General features: G+C 41.5%; 13 protein-coding genes. 8 read left to right on the plus strand and 5 right to left on the minus strand.

Features of this window, described 5'->3' with window-relative positions:
- Positions 1–149: 149 nt before the first annotated feature.
- The gene (gene smc, locus WG989_RS13770; protein ID WP_340430163.1) at positions 150–3,668 is read left to right on the plus strand and encodes a chromosome segregation protein SMC; all 3,519 of its coding nucleotides are present in this window, start codon (positions 150–152) and stop codon (positions 3,666–3,668) included.
- A gap of 195 nt (positions 3,669–3,863) precedes the next feature.
- On the opposite strand, the gene WG989_RS13775 is transcribed toward smc, so the two are convergent.
- A complete protein-coding gene (locus WG989_RS13775; protein ID WP_340430164.1) occupies positions 3,864–4,943 on the minus strand; it encodes a patatin-like phospholipase family protein in 1,080 nt (359 codons plus the stop codon).
- Positions 4,944–5,096: 153 nt separating this feature from the next.
- Here WG989_RS13775 and coaD point away from each other — a divergent pair, with 153 nt between their 5' ends.
- The 3 genes from coaD to WG989_RS13790 all read left to right on the plus strand — a co-directional run bounded on the left by coaD (position 5,097) and on the right by WG989_RS13790 (position 8,719).
- Positions 5,097–5,570, plus strand: a complete 474-nt coding sequence (gene coaD / locus WG989_RS13780) for a pantetheine-phosphate adenylyltransferase (RefSeq protein WP_340430165.1) — start codon at positions 5,097–5,099, stop codon at positions 5,568–5,570.
- A gap of 25 nt (positions 5,571–5,595) precedes the next feature.
- Complete coding sequence (locus tag WG989_RS13785; RefSeq protein WP_340430166.1) at positions 5,596–6,030, plus strand: hotdog fold thioesterase; 435 nt, start codon at positions 5,596–5,598, stop codon at positions 6,028–6,030.
- Positions 6,031–6,136: 106 nt separating this feature from the next.
- Positions 6,137–8,719, plus strand: a complete 2,583-nt coding sequence (locus tag WG989_RS13790; protein ID WP_340430168.1) for a cation-translocating P-type ATPase — start codon at positions 6,137–6,139, stop codon at positions 8,717–8,719.
- A 148-nt stretch (positions 8,720–8,867) separates the two neighbouring features.
- On the opposite strand, the gene WG989_RS13795 is transcribed toward WG989_RS13790, so the two are convergent.
- Together WG989_RS13795 and WG989_RS13800 are read right to left on the minus strand one after the other, a co-directional pair.
- Positions 8,868–9,158 (minus strand): isoamylase early set domain-containing protein, encoded by a 291-nt coding sequence (locus WG989_RS13795; protein WP_340430170.1) that lies wholly within the window; start codon positions 9,156–9,158, stop codon positions 8,868–8,870.
- A gap of 188 nt (positions 9,159–9,346) precedes the next feature.
- Positions 9,347–9,871: a DUF1905 domain-containing protein gene (locus WG989_RS13800; RefSeq protein ID WP_340431701.1), complete on the minus strand. Its 525-nt coding sequence runs from the start codon at positions 9,869–9,871 to the stop codon at positions 9,347–9,349.
- 348 nt (positions 9,872–10,219) lie between these two features.
- Between WG989_RS13800 and WG989_RS13805 the strand changes: the two genes are divergently transcribed.
- The 3 genes from WG989_RS13805 (at position 10,220) to WG989_RS13815 (ending at position 13,224) form a co-directional block, all read left to right on the plus strand.
- Positions 10,220–10,795: a fasciclin domain-containing protein gene (locus WG989_RS13805; protein ID WP_340430171.1), complete on the plus strand. Its 576-nt coding sequence runs from the start codon at positions 10,220–10,222 to the stop codon at positions 10,793–10,795.
- A gap of 80 nt (positions 10,796–10,875) precedes the next feature.
- Entirely contained in the window at positions 10,876–12,117 is a 1,242-nt protein-coding gene (hutI, locus tag WG989_RS13810) for an imidazolonepropionase (protein ID WP_340430172.1), read from the plus strand.
- A 51-nt stretch (positions 12,118–12,168) separates the two neighbouring features.
- Positions 12,169–13,224: a formimidoylglutamase gene (locus WG989_RS13815; protein WP_340430173.1), complete on the plus strand. Its 1,056-nt coding sequence runs from the start codon at positions 12,169–12,171 to the stop codon at positions 13,222–13,224.
- Between the two features lie 98 nt (positions 13,225–13,322).
- On the opposite strand, the gene WG989_RS13820 is transcribed toward WG989_RS13815, so the two are convergent.
- Positions 13,323–15,065 carry a hypothetical protein gene (locus tag WG989_RS13820; protein WP_340430174.1) on the minus strand — a complete coding sequence of 581 codons (1,743 nt, stop codon included), beginning with the start codon at positions 15,063–15,065 and terminating at the stop codon, positions 13,323–13,325.
- Between the two features lie 55 nt (positions 15,066–15,120).
- Positions 15,121–15,651 (minus strand): YkgJ family cysteine cluster protein, encoded by a 531-nt coding sequence (locus tag WG989_RS13825; RefSeq protein ID WP_340430175.1) that lies wholly within the window; start codon positions 15,649–15,651, stop codon positions 15,121–15,123.
- Positions 15,652–15,790: 139 nt separating this feature from the next.
- Between WG989_RS13825 and WG989_RS13830 the strand changes: the two genes are divergently transcribed.
- On the plus strand, positions 15,791–16,384 hold the full coding sequence (locus WG989_RS13830; RefSeq protein WP_340430177.1) for a hypothetical protein: 594 nt from the start codon (positions 15,791–15,793) through the stop codon (positions 16,382–16,384).
- The last annotated feature ends 1 nt before the right edge of the window (position 16,385 follow it).

Here is a 16,385-nt window from a genome sequence, read left to right on the forward strand (position 1 = left end):
ATCTCCAGTTAAGACAAAGCAGCCATATCGCAAACAAAAGCTTTCACTTGTTGAAAACCTACCGAAAACTGTTGATAAGAAGCAAAAAGGGTAAAATTTTATTACAACCTTAATCTCCTATATTTGTCGCCTTCCTAAATTGAAAAATAGTGCGTTTAAAGAGCTTAGAAATCAAGGGTTTTAAAAGTTTTGCCGATAAAACTGTGGTTAGTTTTGATGAGGGTGTAACCGGCATCATTGGCCCCAATGGCTGCGGCAAGAGTAATATTATTGATAGTATCCGCTGGGTAATTGGTGAGCAAAAGATCAGTCATCTCCGTAGTGAAAACCTCGAGAGCCTGGTGTTTAACGGTTCCAAAACAAGAAGTGCTTCGGGTTTGGCTGAAGTGAGTTTGACGTTTGAGAACACCCGTAACCTGCTGCCCACCGAATTCAGTACCGTAACCGTTACCCGTAAGTTTTACAAAAGTGGTGAAAGTGAATACCGTCTCAACGATGTGCAATGTCGTTTGAAGGATATCCAAAACCTCTTCCTCGATACCGGTGTAAGTACCGATAGCTATGCCATCATTGAATTGGGCATGGTGGATGATATCATCAAGGATAAGGAGAACAGCCGTCGCCGCATGTTGGAGCAGGCTGCCGGTATCACCATCTACAAAACAAGAAAGAAAGAAGCGAAGAATAAACTGGATGCAACCGAACAGGATCTGGCACGTATTGAAGATCTGTTGTTCGAGATCAATAACCAGTTAAAAACGTTAGAGAACCAGGCCAAGAAAGCGGAGAAGTATTACGAGATCAAAAAAGATTATCGTGAAGTGAGTATTGAATTAGCGAAAGCTGCATTGGAAGGTTTTAATCTTACCTGGAAAGACTTGAATGAGCAGCATGATGCTGAAGTAAATAAAAAAGTGGAATTGGAAGCAAAGATCGCTACGGAAGAAGCGGCGATTGAGCAGGAGAAAGTTGGATTTATTGAAAAGGAAAAAGAATTGCAAATAATGCAGCATTCGTTTAACGATATGCTTCAGACCTTGCGCTCGAAAGAAAACGAAAAGAATCTTGCGCAGCAGCGTTTGCATTACCTGAAAGAAAAAGAAACAAGTCTCAACGACTTTTTACAAAAAGCAGGTGGACAATTAAAAGGAATTGAAGAAAGCATTGAGTTTACTCAACTGCAGATCACAGAAGAAGATGCGAAGTTGAATGATCTTGGTTCGCAATTAGATAGTTTGCGCAGCTCAGTTGAGAGTACACGTAAAGTGTTTGATGAAAAGCGTAGTGGCATTGATGAAATTCGTAAAGAAAATCAGGCGATTCAACGTAGCCAGTTTGAAGCAGAGAAGAATGTGGCTGTTGGCGAAACATCGGTACAAAACTTACAACGTACCATCTTCCAGTTAAAAGAAGAGCAAACGAACCGCAAGCAGCAATTACATCAACTCGAGGAAGAAAAGCAGCAGAAAGAATATGAGCTGAATAACTGTCGTGAAGAATTGCAACAGTTACAGGAGCAACATGCGTTTACCAAAGATCAGATTCTGCAAACACAGGAAGCACTCGAAGGTTTACGTAATCAACTGGCTGATGAAAACAGAAAGCTTGATTCAAAAAAGAACGAGCATGATCTGTTAAAGAGTTTGGTTGATTCAATGGAAGGTTATCCCGACAGTGTAAAATTTTTACACAACAATCCTGAGTGGAATGTTGAATCGCCATTGTTGAGTGATGTGATCTATTGTAAAGAAGAATACAGAACAGCAGTTGAAAATCTGTTGGAACAATACCTTAACTATTATGTGGTGGGGAATATGAGTGATGCGTTGAAAGCCGTTCACTTATTACATGCCAACCAAAAAGGAAAGGCGAATTTCTTTATGCTCGATCAGTTCAATGGTCAGGCAGTGTTGAACAATGTTCCTGCAGGAACCATTTCTGCATTGAGTGTTGTTGAAGTGGAAGCAAAATATCAATCGCTCATCAATTACCTGTTAGGTCAGGTAGTGATCGCAGATGATGAGAATAATTTACCAACCGATTTTGATGGTGTAGTACTGGAAAAGAGCGGTAAGTTCTTTAAAGGTAAATACGCATTGAGCGGTGGTAGTGTTGGTTTGTTTGAAGGAAAGAAACTCGGTCGTGCAAAAAATCTTGAACGTTTACACGAAGAAATTTTAGCACAGGAAACAGTGGTGCTGGATCTGAAGCATGCCATTCAAATGCGTCACAATGAAGTGATCGGGTTTAATGAGCAGCTAAAAGAAAATGCCATCAAGCAAACCGAAGCAGCTATCAATCAATTGGTGAACCAGGTATATGGTATTGACAACCGTATGGAAAACCTGCGAGGCATGGAAACCAATGCTGTTAAGCGTTTGGAAGACCTTGAACTGCAACAGGAAGAAGTATTGGAAAATCAACAGGTGTACCGTGATGATTTGCAGAAATACAATTCACAGTTAGATGAACTCGCCGGTAAGTTAGAAGTAATTGAACAAGAGTTTACTGCTGCTGAACAACAATACAACGAAGCCAATCAATCGTACAACGATTATAACCTGAATGTTACCCGTCAGCAAAGTCGTGTAACAGCGTTGAAACAGGAATTTGAATTCAAACAAAATCAATTCCAGGATTTGCAATTGCAGATCACAACCAATTCAGCAGCGTTGGAAGAAGCTGCTAACCAGATCAACGAAAGTGAAGTGATGTTGCTGGAAGCACAGGATGGTTTGGTAACGTTGTTACAGAACAAAGAAACAGAAGAGCGCAAACTCAACGAAGCAGATCAGTATTACTACAATCTGCGCAATGTGTTGGGTGAAAAAGAAAGCGAGCTTCGTCACAAACAAAAAGAGAAGGAGCAGGTTGATCATTTGCTAAATGAAATAAAAGATAAACTCACTGAACTGAAATTGCAGCTAAGCGGAACCAAAGAACGTTTGCTGGTTGAGTTTAAAGTAAATCTTGAAGAAGTAATTGAAGAAGAACGCACAGGCGAAGAACCATTGGAAGAATTACAAGCCAAGGTTGATCGTATGAAGAAGCGTTTGGAAAATCTGGGCGAAGTAAACCCGACAGCGATCGAAGCATTTGAAGAAATGCGCAAGCGTTATGAGTTTATTCTTGAACAGAAGAATGATCTTGTTACGGCAAAAGAATCGTTGTTGCAAACCATCCAGGAAGTGGAGGCAACAGCCAACCAACGTTTTCTTGAAACCTTTAACCAGGTGCGGGAGAATTTCCAGAAAGTATTTAAGGCCTTGTTTACAGAAGAAGATACTGCTGATATGGTGTTGGAAAATCCGGAAAATCTTGCAGACACCGGTATTGATATCATTGCCAAGCCAAAAGGTAAACGTCCAAGCAGCATCTCTCAGTTGAGTGGTGGTGAGAAAACATTAACAGCAACAGCGATGTTGTTTGCGATCTATCTCATTAAACCTGCTCCGTTCTGTATTCTGGATGAGGTTGATGCGCCGTTGGATGATGCCAACGTGGGTAAGTTCACCAATATGATCCGCCAGTTCAGTAACAATTCACAGTTCATCATTGTAACGCATAACAAGCAAACAATGGGAGCAGTGGATGTGATCTATGGTGTTACCATGCAGGAAGCCGGTGTAAGTAAGCTGGTGCCGGTGGATTTCAGAAGTTTGAATTAACAGGGTCGGGACGAATCCTGAGCGAAGTCGAAGGAGCGGCCTGAACCATAAATACTAAAAATGCCGAAGCAATTGCCTCGGCATTTTTTTGTGGACTTATTTTCTATGTTGCGGATTGCTGTCTTTCCGGCGAAGGAGGAATCTGTTTGGCTTTTGTACTCAGATGAAGCAGATCCCTCGTGCCTCGGGATGACATCAATTATGCAACAACAACTTATCTACAATCTCATTTAACTTCTCTGTATGTTCAAACACATAACTCTCACCTGCTTCTTTTAATAATTTCAGATTTTTCTTTTTTACATTATCCATTTCAGGTGACGCTGTTTTTAAATCAGGCTCCAGGCGGTAATAATCTTTTTTATCATTGTCATCTAACGTGTCCCACATTTTACTAAGGTGATAGTGCACTGTCTCGCTGTTGCCACTCATCATGATATCGATGAGCACCGGCAACCATTTGATCAAGCCGGCATCACGCAACTGTTCAAATTCATATTTTCGTTTACTGCTGCCGGTACCAATGCTGATGAGCAGCATATCTTTTGCAGAGGGTGTATCAGGCTTTGGTTTTGCAAATGTGCCGGGTAATATATTGTGTTGACTGAAGTTTAAACTTCTTGCTTCACTATAAGCACAAAGGGAAGGGTTGTTTACAAACACACCACCATCAATTAAAAATTGAGGTGCTTCACTTAAACTGTAGATCATGGCCGGTTCGAAATAAGTGGGAGCAGCGCTTGTGGCCCTTGCAATATGCTTTATCTTAAAATCACGAACCTGTCCTTCAATTCGTTTTGTATCGGCGCTGTTAAAGAAAGCAGCTTTACGTTCATAAAAATTATAGGCAGTGATCAAACAAGGTTTGATCAGTTGACTTAACAATGTTTCACCGAGATAACCATGCAACAAATCTTCCAGGTTGTCAGCGGGGAAACCTTCGTTCCAGAGATTGAAATTTTTGAATTGCTGCCAGAAATTTTTATTGAAAATTTTATTGCCATGCTGCATATACAACTGTACGGCATCGGCAGCAGAAAATTTTGCTTTACCATCATTTGCTTCATCCGGCATTAAATAAATACTGGTGAGGATACCACCGGTGCTGGTTCCTGCAATGAGATCAAAATACTCGCCGATCTTTGCTTCTCTGTTACCTGTGATTGCACGAATGCGTGTTTCAAGATATTGAACGATGGTGCCGGGAATAATGCCACGGATGCCACCCCCATCAATACTGAGGATCCTTATTTTTGAAGTACTGCGGTTACTCATGGTTAGGTTTGTTTGCAGAAAAATACAAACTACAGCGTAAAAATAAAATACCTCTTTACGGTGTGTTTATTCTACGTTCATTTACGATCATTTGCGGTTTTCGCTTTGTTTATATGGGTTATTCGTTCGATATTCGGCATCTAAACCAACTGCATGGAACGAATTGGCTTATTCCCCGGAACATTTGACCCTATTACCGTAGGTCATCTCGATATTATTTACCGGTCACTTGATCTGTTTGATAAACTATATATCGGTATTGGCCGCAATGCAGGCAAAGTACCCATGTTCAGTGAGGAGCAACGGGTATCGTGGATCAATGAAATATTTAAAGATGAACCACGGGTTGATTCAGTCGTGTATGATGGATTAACTGTTGATTGCTGCAAACGCATCAATGCAAAATTTATTCTTCGTGGTATACGTTACGTAAACGATTTTGAATACGAGAAAGCGATTGCCGACATGAACCGCAGTCTCGATCACGATATTGAAACCATTTTTCTTACCTGTCTGCCGCAATACACATCGGTCGCATCAACGCTTGTTCGTGATGTAATCCGCAATGGTGGCGATGCATCACCGTTTTTACCGGATGTGGTGAATAACACTGTTTCAAAAAAATAGTGTTGAATTTCTAATAACAACTTGTATGAACGCTATCTGGTTCAAAAAAGATCTGTCGCTTGCTGATTTTACGGAGTTGGGAAAACAAACTATTGGTGAGTTACTCGATATTCGTTTTACAGAAGTAGGGACAGATTTTTTAAAAGCAACGATGCCTGTCGATCATCGCACACATCAACCTTACGGATTGTTACATGGCGGTGCCAGTTGTGTATTGGCTGAAACATTAGGAAGTGTTGCATCAGCCAAAGTAATTGATCCTGAAAAATTTATTTGTGTTGGTATTGAGATCAATGCCAATCATATCCGTTCAGTACGAAGCGGATTGGTAACCGGCATCACTACACCCATTCATATTGGTGCCAGCACACATGTGTGGGATATCAAAATTTTTGATGAACGAGAGAAGCTGATTTGCATCAGCCGTTTAACTGTCGCCATTCTGAAAAAGCCACAGTGAACATCTTTATTTTTGCAACTCTTTTTTTGACAGATACCAATATCATGTAACTGGTACAATTATTTGTGTTGTACCTTTCTATTGTATTCAAACATAACCAACGACTATGAATTGGCATCATCTTGAAGCAACGGAAGTAATTGAAGTAACCGGTTCATCTCCTGACGGATTAACCAACGAAAAGGCGCAGTTACAACTGGCAGAATACGGCCCTAACGAGTTACTGGTAAAAAAGAAAAAACCGGCCTGGGTATTGTTCCTTCATCAGTTCAAAGATTTTATGATTCTGGTATTGATCGCCGCCGCCATCATTGCAGGAATTGCGGGCGATCTTACAGATACCATTATTATTATGGTGATCGTGTTACTCAACGCAGTGGTTGGTTTTGTGCAGGAGTATCGTGCTGAAAAAGCAATGGAAGCGTTGAAGAAAATTGCTGCATTCCAGGCGCAGGTGTTGCGAAATGGAAAACCGGTTACACTTCCTTCAGCAGAATTGGTTCCCGGCGATCTTGTTTTATTAGAAGCAGGAAATGTGGTGCCGGCCGATCTTCGTTTTATCGAAACATTTAGTTTGAAAATTGATGAATCAGCGCTCACAGGTGAATCGGTGCCCGCCGAAAAAACCGAGCAGCGAATGAAAGAAGTTGATCTTTCTCTTGGCGACCGGCTGAACATGGGTTTCAAAAGTACATTGGTTACCAATGGCCGTGCAAAAGGAATTGTGATTGCTACGGGTATGCAAACAGAAATCGGACTCATTGCACGCATGTTGCAGGAAGATGAAGCAGCAACACCTTTGCAAAAGCGCATGGCCGATTTTGGTCGTAAGCTATCGTACATCATTCTGTTTATTTGTTTACTGTTATTTGGGATTGGATTGTTGCGTGGTGAAGAACCATTGAACATGTTACTCATTTCAATTTCACTGGCAGTAGCAGCCATTCCGGAAGCATTGCCTGCGCTTATTACAATTGCATTGGCAATGGGTGCTAAGCGATTGGTAAAAGTGAATGCACTCATCCGCAAATTACCTGCCGTTGAAACGTTGGGATCGGTTACCTATATCTGTTCCGATAAAACAGGAACACTTACACAGAATAAAATGAAAGTGGTGCAGGTGCATGGCGATGAACAACAAAGTCTGCAATTGGAAAACATGAGTATGCTTGAAATTGCAATGGCTTTGAATCATGATGTAAAAGAGGCGGAAGACGGTACAATGGTGGGTGACCCAACTGAAATTGCATTAGTCGACTATTTTATTGCGCAACATCCTGCACAACCGCTGCAACAAGTGTTGGAGCATTTGCCACGTGTGGCAGAATTACCATTTGATTCAGACCGGAAATGCATGACCACTGTTCATCGTTTTCAACAACAGTTTCTTGTTATTTCAAAAGGAGCAGTTGAATCGATCACGGCATCATTGCAATCCAATACTGATACAACATCCATTTTAAATGAAGCTGATCAGTGGTCATCGGATGGTATTCGTGTAATTGCATACGCATTTAAAATTGTTGATGCATTGCCTGAGCCATTCACCTACGAATCGGTGGAAACTGATTTGATCTTTGCAGGATTGGCCGGCATGATCGACCCTCCACGTGAAGAAGCAAAACTCGCTATTCAGGAATGCAAAGCAGCAGGAATACATGTGGTGATGATCACCGGCGATCATCCTGCAACTGCATCAGCCATTGCAAAACAGATCGGTATCTTAACAAAGAATGATCTGGTAATGACGGGTAAAGAACTGAAAGCAATTTCTACAGAAGATTTTGATGAACAGGTAGAAAAGATCCGTGTGTATGCACGTGTATCGCCTGAACAAAAATTAAATATTGTAAAAGCATTGCAACGCAAAAATCATTTTGTTTCCATGACGGGTGATGGTGTGAATGACGCACCGTCATTAAAAGCTTCCAACATTGGTGTAGCGATGGGCATCAATGGAACCGATGTAAGCAAAGAAGCATCGCACATGATCTTACTGGATGATAATTTTGCAACCATTGTAAAAGCAGTAAAAGAGGGGAGACGTATCTATGATAATATCCGCAAGTTTGTAAAGTATATCATGACCTGTAATGGTGCAGAAATATGGACACTGTTTCTTGCGCCGTTAATTGGATTGCCCATTCCGTTATTACCAATTCATATTTTGTGGATCAATTTGGTTACGGATGGGTTACCGGGGTTGGCATTGGCAAGTGAAAAGGAAGAAGCCGATATTATGAGTCGTCCGCCACGCAAAACAAATGAAAGTTTATTTGCGGATGGAATCGGCTATCATATTTTGTGGGTGGGTTTGTTGATGGCGGGTGTTACTTTGGGCATACAGGCATGGGCGATTAATCACAGCGGTTCACATTGGCAAACAATGGTGTTCACAGTGTTATCGCTGGCGCAGTTGGGACATGTGTTGTCGATCAGAAGCGACCGTCAATATTTATACAAGCAGGGATTGTTCAGCAATCTGCAGTTGCTGGGAGCAGTATTGTTGACATTTGTGTTGCAGCTATGCGTGATTTATTTGCCGTTTGCAAATAAGATATTTAAAACACAACCGCTTTCCTTAAATGAGTTGTTGATCTGTATCGGTGTTTCTGCTATCGTGTTTCATGCAGTGGAGTTTGAAAAATTCATCAAACAACGATTAAAGAAGAAAGAAAGCAAACGATAAAAAAATAAAGCCCTTGCAAGTTGCAGGGGCTTCGTTTTCCTTTTTATATAAGATTCGTTTGCGTAGGGACATGCCTGTTACAGTACAGTGATTCGAAGTTGAAATACTGCCATGTAAAAGGCAATCGTTGTTAAAGGGAGAAAAATAATTACAGCACAATTACGCTGTTGCTGCCGCCAAATGCGTTAGGTTGTTCTTCATCGGCTTCGGGTTCATTCACCCAATTAGTAGCGTTCACTAAATATTTGAATTCGTGCTTGGTTTCTTTTGGAAGATTCACCTCTGCACTAAAGGTTCCGTCTTTTTTCTTACTCATGATGATTGAATTCTGCCAATCGCTGTTAAGACCAAGAATCTCAATTGTTTCGGCGTCTTCAATTTTAAAAGAGAATTTCACTTTACAGTAATCCTTTGTCTTGAAGTAAGTTTTTTGTACCATTTTTCGTTGTTTATAGTTTTAAGTGAATTGTCAAACATCCGGCATTTTTCAGTTAAGCAGTGTGGTGCAGATGTTGACATGGAATAAAGATTCCCGCTCTTTATACCTGAATCGAAAAAAGGTAACCCGCAAAAAATGTTGTGCTGCCTGCTTCTTATTCACAACTAACAGCTGTTATGTGAATAAGCTTAACGGAGTAGTTTGTTTTTTGCCGTTTCTTCCCTGATCATTTCGGGATAACCCATTTTGCGCACCAATGCGTTAACGGTCATGGCAATGCGTTTGGCTTTTGTAGGTTCTGTTTTGGCACTATCGATCCATTTGCTGAAGTACCGCTGGTGCCCTGCGGTAAGGCTGTTGAAGTGATCCAATGCAGCCGGTTCATCGTTAAGGCAATCCATCAGGTCACTGTTGAATTGAAAAGCACTGTTGTCGGCAGCAAGTTTAACGTTCACCGTTGCGCCCTGGCGCTTGGCAATTGCTCTGCGTACATCGGCATTCAAGGCCATAATAAATTTGCCGCCACCAACCGGATAAAGCGGCATTTGTTTAAACGCATAGTCATCCAGTTTCCCTTTTACCTTAAACTCTTTTTTGTGTCCGGGTTTTAATTGTTCCGGAATGCCATCGGGAATTTCAATATACGTCCATCCAGTTTTTTCGCCCATGGTTTTATATTTCTGTAGAACCGCTGTAAACTGGATCATTGACATGTCGATAAAAAATGATGATGTTAATGTATGATAAGAGCAAAGATAATTTTTTATGGTTACGCCATGCGACTGAAGAAAATCAGCATAAATCACCTCAGAAAACATAAACGAAAAATTGAAATTGCGGAAAGTAATGCACATTATTTTCCGCTGGCATGGTTCTTGTTTTTCCTGTTTCGAACTTCGTAAACGAATACGTCAAACCCACTTTCCTTTATTGTACCGCTGTGTACATTTTTCTGTAGCGAATGTAATGTAACAACATTGCTTTAGTTGATAAACTATTGCAGAAGATGCTATTGCCTTTAACATGTTTATTCAGATTAATTAAACTATAAATTCAAACAAATGAAAAAGATTTTATTCGCATTTACTACAACCTCTTTTCTCATGATTGCATCAATCGCAACCGTGAAAGCACAAACGGAAACACCCGTTACACCGCCACCTGTAGCAGTTGCTGCAAGTGATATTGTTGGCATTGCAAGCGGTTCGCAAGATCACACCATGTTAGTGGAAGCGATCAATACTGCAGGTGTACTTAAAACATTTCAACTGAACGGACCGTTCACAGTGTTTGCTCCAACCAATGCTGCGTTTGAAAAAATACCTGCCGCTGATCGTGCTAAACTGATGAAGAATAAAAAGGAATTGGCAAAGGTGCTCAAGTATCATGTTGTAGGTGGAACATGGACTTCAACAACACTGATGGCTGCTATTAAACAAGGCGAAGGATTTATTCAATTACCAACACTGAGCGGACATAAACTGAAAGCAACTGTACAGGAAGGAAAAGTAATGCTTACCGACGAAATGGGTAATTCATTTTATGTAACCAATGCAGATATTTTAGCAACTAACGGACTGGTGCATATTGTGGATGGTGTGGCGCAACCTGTAAATGAAACAGTAGCAAAACAATAAGGTCTCTGTCTACATACAAAAAGCCCTGCCGGAATTGGCGGGGCTTTCTTTTTGAAACAAGAATCCGTTACTTTTATCGCATGGCGGTTCTAATTACAAACATCAAACAGTTAATAGGCATTCGGGACGAAAGCAGTTTGCTGCGTGGCAGTGCACTTGCCGAATTGCCTGTACTTGAAAATGCGTATCTGCTGATCAATGATGTGTTGATAGCTGCTTATGGTGAAATGAAAAGCTTAGGGGCATGGAAAGATGATGTAGAAAATGTTGTTGATGCCAGCGGACAATTTGTATTGCCCACCTGGTGCGACAGTCATACACATCTTGTATTTACAGCCAGCAGGGAAGATGAGTTTGTTGACAAACTGAAGGGCATGAGTTATGAAGCCATTGCTGCAAAAGGCGGCGGTATCTTAAACTCAGCACAAAAAATGGAATCAATTTCAGAACTGGAGTTGTTGCGAAAAGCGTGGGGGCGTTTGGAAGAGTTGATCCGGTTGGGTACCGGCGCCATTGAAATAAAAAGTGGTTATGGATTAAGTGTAGAAGCTGAATTAAAAATGCTGCGGGTTATTCAGATGCTGAAAGAAACATCACCCATTCCCATCAAAGCAACTTTCCTCGGCGCTCATACATATCCGTTAGCTTACAGAAACGATCATCAGGGATATATTGATCTGATCATAAATGAAATGCTGCCTGTAATTGCCGATGAAGGCTTGGCAGATTATATCGATGTGTTTTGCGAAGAAGGCTTTTTCTCTGTTGCAGAAATGGAACAGATCTGCAAAGCCGGGCTTCAGTACGGGTTGCAACCGAAGTTGCACGTGAATCAACTCAACAGCATTGGTGGTTTGCAAAAAGCAATTGAACTCAACGCCGTTTCAGTTGATCATTTAGAGACAATGACGGATGATGATATTCAGCAACTGGCACAATCGTCCACCATCGGGACATTATTACCAACCGCTGCTTTTTTTTTACGGATGCCGTTTCAACCCGCCCGGAAATTGATCGATGCAGGTGCAGCCATTGCACTGGCCAGCGACTTCAATCCCGGCTCATCGCCCAGCGGTAATATGAACCTTGTGGTGGCTATGAGCTGTATTGCAATGAAGATGTTACCGGAAGAAGCTATCAATGCAGCCACCAACAATGCGGCCTTTGCAATGGGGCTGCAGGATGAAATGGGTAGCATCACCGTGGGTAAAAAAGCCAATCTCATCTTTACCCGTTCCATTCCTTCCCTTGCCTACATTCCGTATTCATTTGGCAGTAACCTCATTGATAAAGTGATGATCGATGGAGAATTTTTTTCCTGATGAACGGTTAACCGAAAAAAGTTATCTTCCATATCAATTCAAACCAGCCATATGCAATCGTTTCGTTTTTACAATAAAGAAGATGTGCTTACGCTTACAAAGATCCGTCGCTTTGAAACCAAACTGGGGGAGCGGGTGCAGCTACCAGGCAGCAGGGAGCAATTTGAAAAAGTGTTAAAAGAATCGAACGCAAAATATGCACTGTTTGGAGTGCCTGAAGATATTGGTGTAAAGGCAAACGATGGTGTTGGTGGTTCCGATACGGCATGGTTTCCGTTTCTTACTTCGTTTCTAAATATTCAAAGCAATGATTTTTTGCAGGGCGATGAAATTTTACTGCTGGGTCATTTTGATTTTACATATGTGGAATCGTTGATCGAAGAAAATGCGCATGGGCACGAAGAAAAAATTGAAGCCTATCGTCATGCAGTGATTGCCATTGATGATGAAGTGGAAGTACTTGCAAAACTCATTACGTTAGCCGGAAAAATTCCCATTGCAATTGGTGGCGGACATAATAATGCGTATCCGCTCATTAAAGGAACAGCCAAAGGATTACACAAAGCAGAAAAAATTCAGTTGGCGCAGATCAACTGCATCAACCTCGATGCACATACGGATTATCGTCCGGCCGAAGGGCGGCACAGCGGCAACGCCTTTCGCTATGCAGAAGATGATGGCTATTTGCAGAAATATTGTGTGATTGGTGTACACGAAAATTATATTCCGCAAAATGTGTGGATGGATCTTGTCAACAATCCCTTTTTCGATCTGATTACGTACGAAGATATTTTTGTGCATGAGAAACGAAACTTCATCCAGGCAGTAGCACATGCCACCGGCTTTACAGAAGATAGCTACACCGGTATTGAACTCGACCTTGATAGTATTGAACACACGCTCAGCAGTGCGGTTACGCCAGTGGGAATAGGCAAGCTACATGCACGACAGTATATCAATTTTGCTGCGGTAGATGCAAAAGTGGCGTACCTGCATATTTGTGAAGGCGCTACTTTTTTAAGCGATGGCCGCAAAAGTGAAACCACCGGTAAGCTGATCAGTTATCTGGTAAGTGATTTTGTAAAAGCAAACAGTGAACTGAAATAGTCCATTATTCTTTTCGAAAATTGGTTTTTAGAACTATTCAAATGTTGGTCAGGCGACCAACACCGGCGTAGCGATTCTGCAAAACCCAATCTTACAACTTAAAGAACAGGCGCTGTAATTTTTACATCAGCATTAGTACTTGCTTTTTTTATTTGCTGTTGTAATGCTGTTGCTTCTTTCGTTTTTGTCTGCATCTTATAAGCAGTATGTAAGCCCGACATCGCCCAAATATTATTGTTGTTATTCTTCAGATCACTCAGCAACACTTCTTCTGCTTTTTTCCAATTCTTCATTTGCAAATAGGCATTCCCTAAATAATGTTTGGGATTCAGTAACCAATCTCTTGGTTCGTTGTATACCATCTGTTCTTCTGTTGCAACTGCTTTGCTGAAATGTTCAATGGCTGCTGCATTGTTCTTTTTTGCAAGTGCAATGCTGCCGGCCAGTAAGTTGGCTGCAACAGTAGCGCCATCAATGGAAGGAGAGAAAGGAGCGAATGGTAATGAAAGTGTATTGTCTTTCAATAATTCCTTTATTGCATTGTACTCTTTCTCAGCGTCTGATAATTTTTGTTGATGTGCATAGGCCATTCCTTTTCCAAAATGATAGAGCACATTTGAATACACCTGTGCTGATGGAGGTTGTTTTATGGCGAGTAATGCATCCCAACGTGCATAGCGAACATCAACCAAAACGGTTGTGTAATAAATGTATTGAATGTAATTGCCCAATGCTCCTTCCATTAATAAATAATCAGCAGGTATGCTGGCTGCAGTTTGTTTCGCACTTTCAACTGCATAGTTCATATTTCCACTCATGATACCATGATTGGTTTGCATGTGCAGATTGTGGATCACATATAAAAAATCAGCACCGGCGGCGGGAGCAAATAGTTGCAACACATTTTTATAACTTTTTACCGCCACTTCATTTACAGTACCACCTTTACCGTATTCACCCGTGCGTAAATAAATATGCGATGGCATGTGCACCATGTGCGATAGAGCAGGTGTTAGCGTTCCCAATCTGTCGGCACTTGCTGTAGCAAGAGCTGCGTACGGCGATGGCTCCATTACATGAATGTAATAGTGATTGGCACCGGGATGAAGTGGGGCAACAGCTAATAATTTTTCAAGCACCGTACGTATTTGCGGTGTCCATGCTTTAGGTGTACCGTTGGTAAACCAAAGATCCCACGGATGTTGCAGCATCAATGCATCTGCATACAATGCAGCTACATCTGCTGATGAACCATGTTGTTCGTACAGTCCTTTCATTTTATCTGCATACTGTTGATTCAAATGCTCCCTTGTTTTGGTACTGTCTGCTGAGTAGCGTACGGATTGTGCAGTGATCAATCCTTTTTCTACAACTGTACAATTCGCTGAAAGTTCGTTTGCTTTTTGGATGGCCGCTAATGCATCGGGTGAAGCTGCATAACCAAGATCATTAATGTTTGGTCCATAAGCTAGTGCTTTTGCCCAATGGATCATGGCAGCAGCCGGATCGAATTTCTCTGCTTTTTTAAACGACGCCATTGCTTCAATAATGTGAAAACCGTAGTACATGTTTATTCCCTGGTTGAAATAGAATTGTGCACTGTCGCTGGCAGTCGTGATCTTCCACTTGTAAGAACCTGCTCCGGGAATAGGTGGAATATCCACTTCATCCAACATCTCTTTTAATGCATCCCAATCGGGACTGCAGCGAATGGCGTTTTCCTGTTTATATTTTTTTAGCTTTTCCAGTTGCTGCGTTGTTTGATAACGATAGGTCAACTGTACTGCCAGCAAAGCAGTAACAAAGGCGGGAAGTGCCAACAAAAGCAGTCGGAATTTCATGTAAAAGTTTTTGGTAGCAGAAAAGTATAAAAAAAGATGCGGAGATGCAAGCCTATCAGGACGCCGTTTGTTCAAAGCCGGTGGAGTGTTTCAATTCTTCCATTACATTAAAAATAATGGGGCAACGTTCGTAGTGCATCATTACGGTGAAAAGGCGTTGTGTAAATTGTGGCAGATGCAGTGCAGGAAACTCTCTGCATCCTGCAAAGCGAACATCATAAATAGTGCAGGCGTTGTTCGAGAGAAAATGACAAGGCATTTTGTTCATGATCATTAATTCATGACTTCCCTTTTCTACAAATTTCTCATCGAACGCTTCACGTGTCATTTGTAAATGGGCGGAGGCTCTGTCGGCTTCTTCGCTGGTAATATTCACCATTAAACTTTTGCAGCAATTGCCACAGCTGGTGCAGTCGATCTGTGGCTCAATCACAGCATTTAAACGATGTACTTCTTCATCCACTTCCTGTTCATTTAATTCTTTCAGGTACTGAACAAAGCGGTTGTTCTCGTCCTGTCTGGCGGCAGCCTGTTGGGAAAGATAGGGGAGTGAAGTATGAATATGCAATAGAAGTATTTGCGGCAAATGTATTAATAAACTTCTTGGGTTTTCAAAACCCCGGAGGTTTTATCGTCTTTTGCACTCGATTTATTTATCCTTCATTTCATAGCAACAGAAACCGCAGATTTCTTATATTCGAACTCCAACTTTTAAAAACATCAATATGGTATTGCTTGATATTTCTTCCTGGTGGCAAGGCATGGACTTCTTCGCAAAAATTTTCTGGGCAATCGCCTTATTGTTTTCACTCTTATTTCTGGTACAACTGGTGATCTCATTTGCAGGTGGCGATGGCAGTGAAGCAACCGGCGATGCAGATGATTATGTAAGTGGCGATGATGGCATCGGCTATCAGTTTTTTACCATCCGGAATATGATCGCTTTTTTTACATTCTTTGGCTGGGCAGGTGTTGCGGGAATCAGCGGCGGACTCAATAAAGGATTGACCATTGCTATTGCGGTGGTTGCCGGTTCGGTAGTGGTAGTAATGATGGCCTTTCTGTTTCGTAGTATGAGCAAATTAAAACAAAGCGGCACCTTGCAATTAAAAAATGCAGTAGGTGTAATTGCAGAAACTTATTTGTTTATTCCCGCAAGTCGTGGAGGTTTTGGTAAAGTACATGTAAAAGTGCAGGGTTCGTTACACGAATTGCAAGCCATCACCGACGATGCTGAACAAATTGCAACCGGCAAACTCGTAAAAGTTACCGGCATCATCAACGATAGTGTTCTCTTAGTTACTTCATCTCTTTCCTGAT

The sequence above is a fragment of the Lacibacter sp. H407 genome (genome assembly GCF_037892605.1).
Taxonomy (GTDB): Bacteria; Bacteroidota; Bacteroidia; order Chitinophagales; family Chitinophagaceae; genus Lacibacter.

Coding starts and splice junctions, on each gene's coding strand:
- WG989_RS13820 (WP_340430174.1), bottom strand. CDS start 15,065: ATGAAATTCCGACTGCTTTTGTTGGCACTTCCCGCCTTTGTTACTGCT.
- WG989_RS13795 (WP_340430170.1), bottom strand. CDS start 9,158: ATGGTACAAAAAACTTACTTCAAGACAAAGGATTACTGTAAAGTGAAA.
- WG989_RS13815 (WP_340430173.1), top strand. CDS start 12,169: ATGCAATCGTTTCGTTTTTACAATAAAGAAGATGTGCTTACGCTTACA.
- WG989_RS13805 (WP_340430171.1), top strand. CDS start 10,220: ATGAAAAAGATTTTATTCGCATTTACTACAACCTCTTTTCTCATGATT.
- WG989_RS13830 (WP_340430177.1), top strand. CDS start 15,791: ATGGTATTGCTTGATATTTCTTCCTGGTGGCAAGGCATGGACTTCTTC.
- WG989_RS13775 (WP_340430164.1), bottom strand. CDS start 4,943: ATGAGTAACCGCAGTACTTCAAAAATAAGGATCCTCAGTATTGATGGG.
- WG989_RS13790 (WP_340430168.1), top strand. CDS start 6,137: ATGAATTGGCATCATCTTGAAGCAACGGAAGTAATTGAAGTAACCGGT.
- WG989_RS13785 (WP_340430166.1), top strand. CDS start 5,596: ATGAACGCTATCTGGTTCAAAAAAGATCTGTCGCTTGCTGATTTTACG.
- hutI (WP_340430172.1), top strand. CDS start 10,876: ATGGCGGTTCTAATTACAAACATCAAACAGTTAATAGGCATTCGGGAC.
- coaD (WP_340430165.1), top strand. CDS start 5,097: ATGGAACGAATTGGCTTATTCCCCGGAACATTTGACCCTATTACCGTA.
- WG989_RS13800 (WP_340431701.1), bottom strand. CDS start 9,871: ATGTCAATGATCCAGTTTACAGCGGTTCTACAGAAATATAAAACCATG.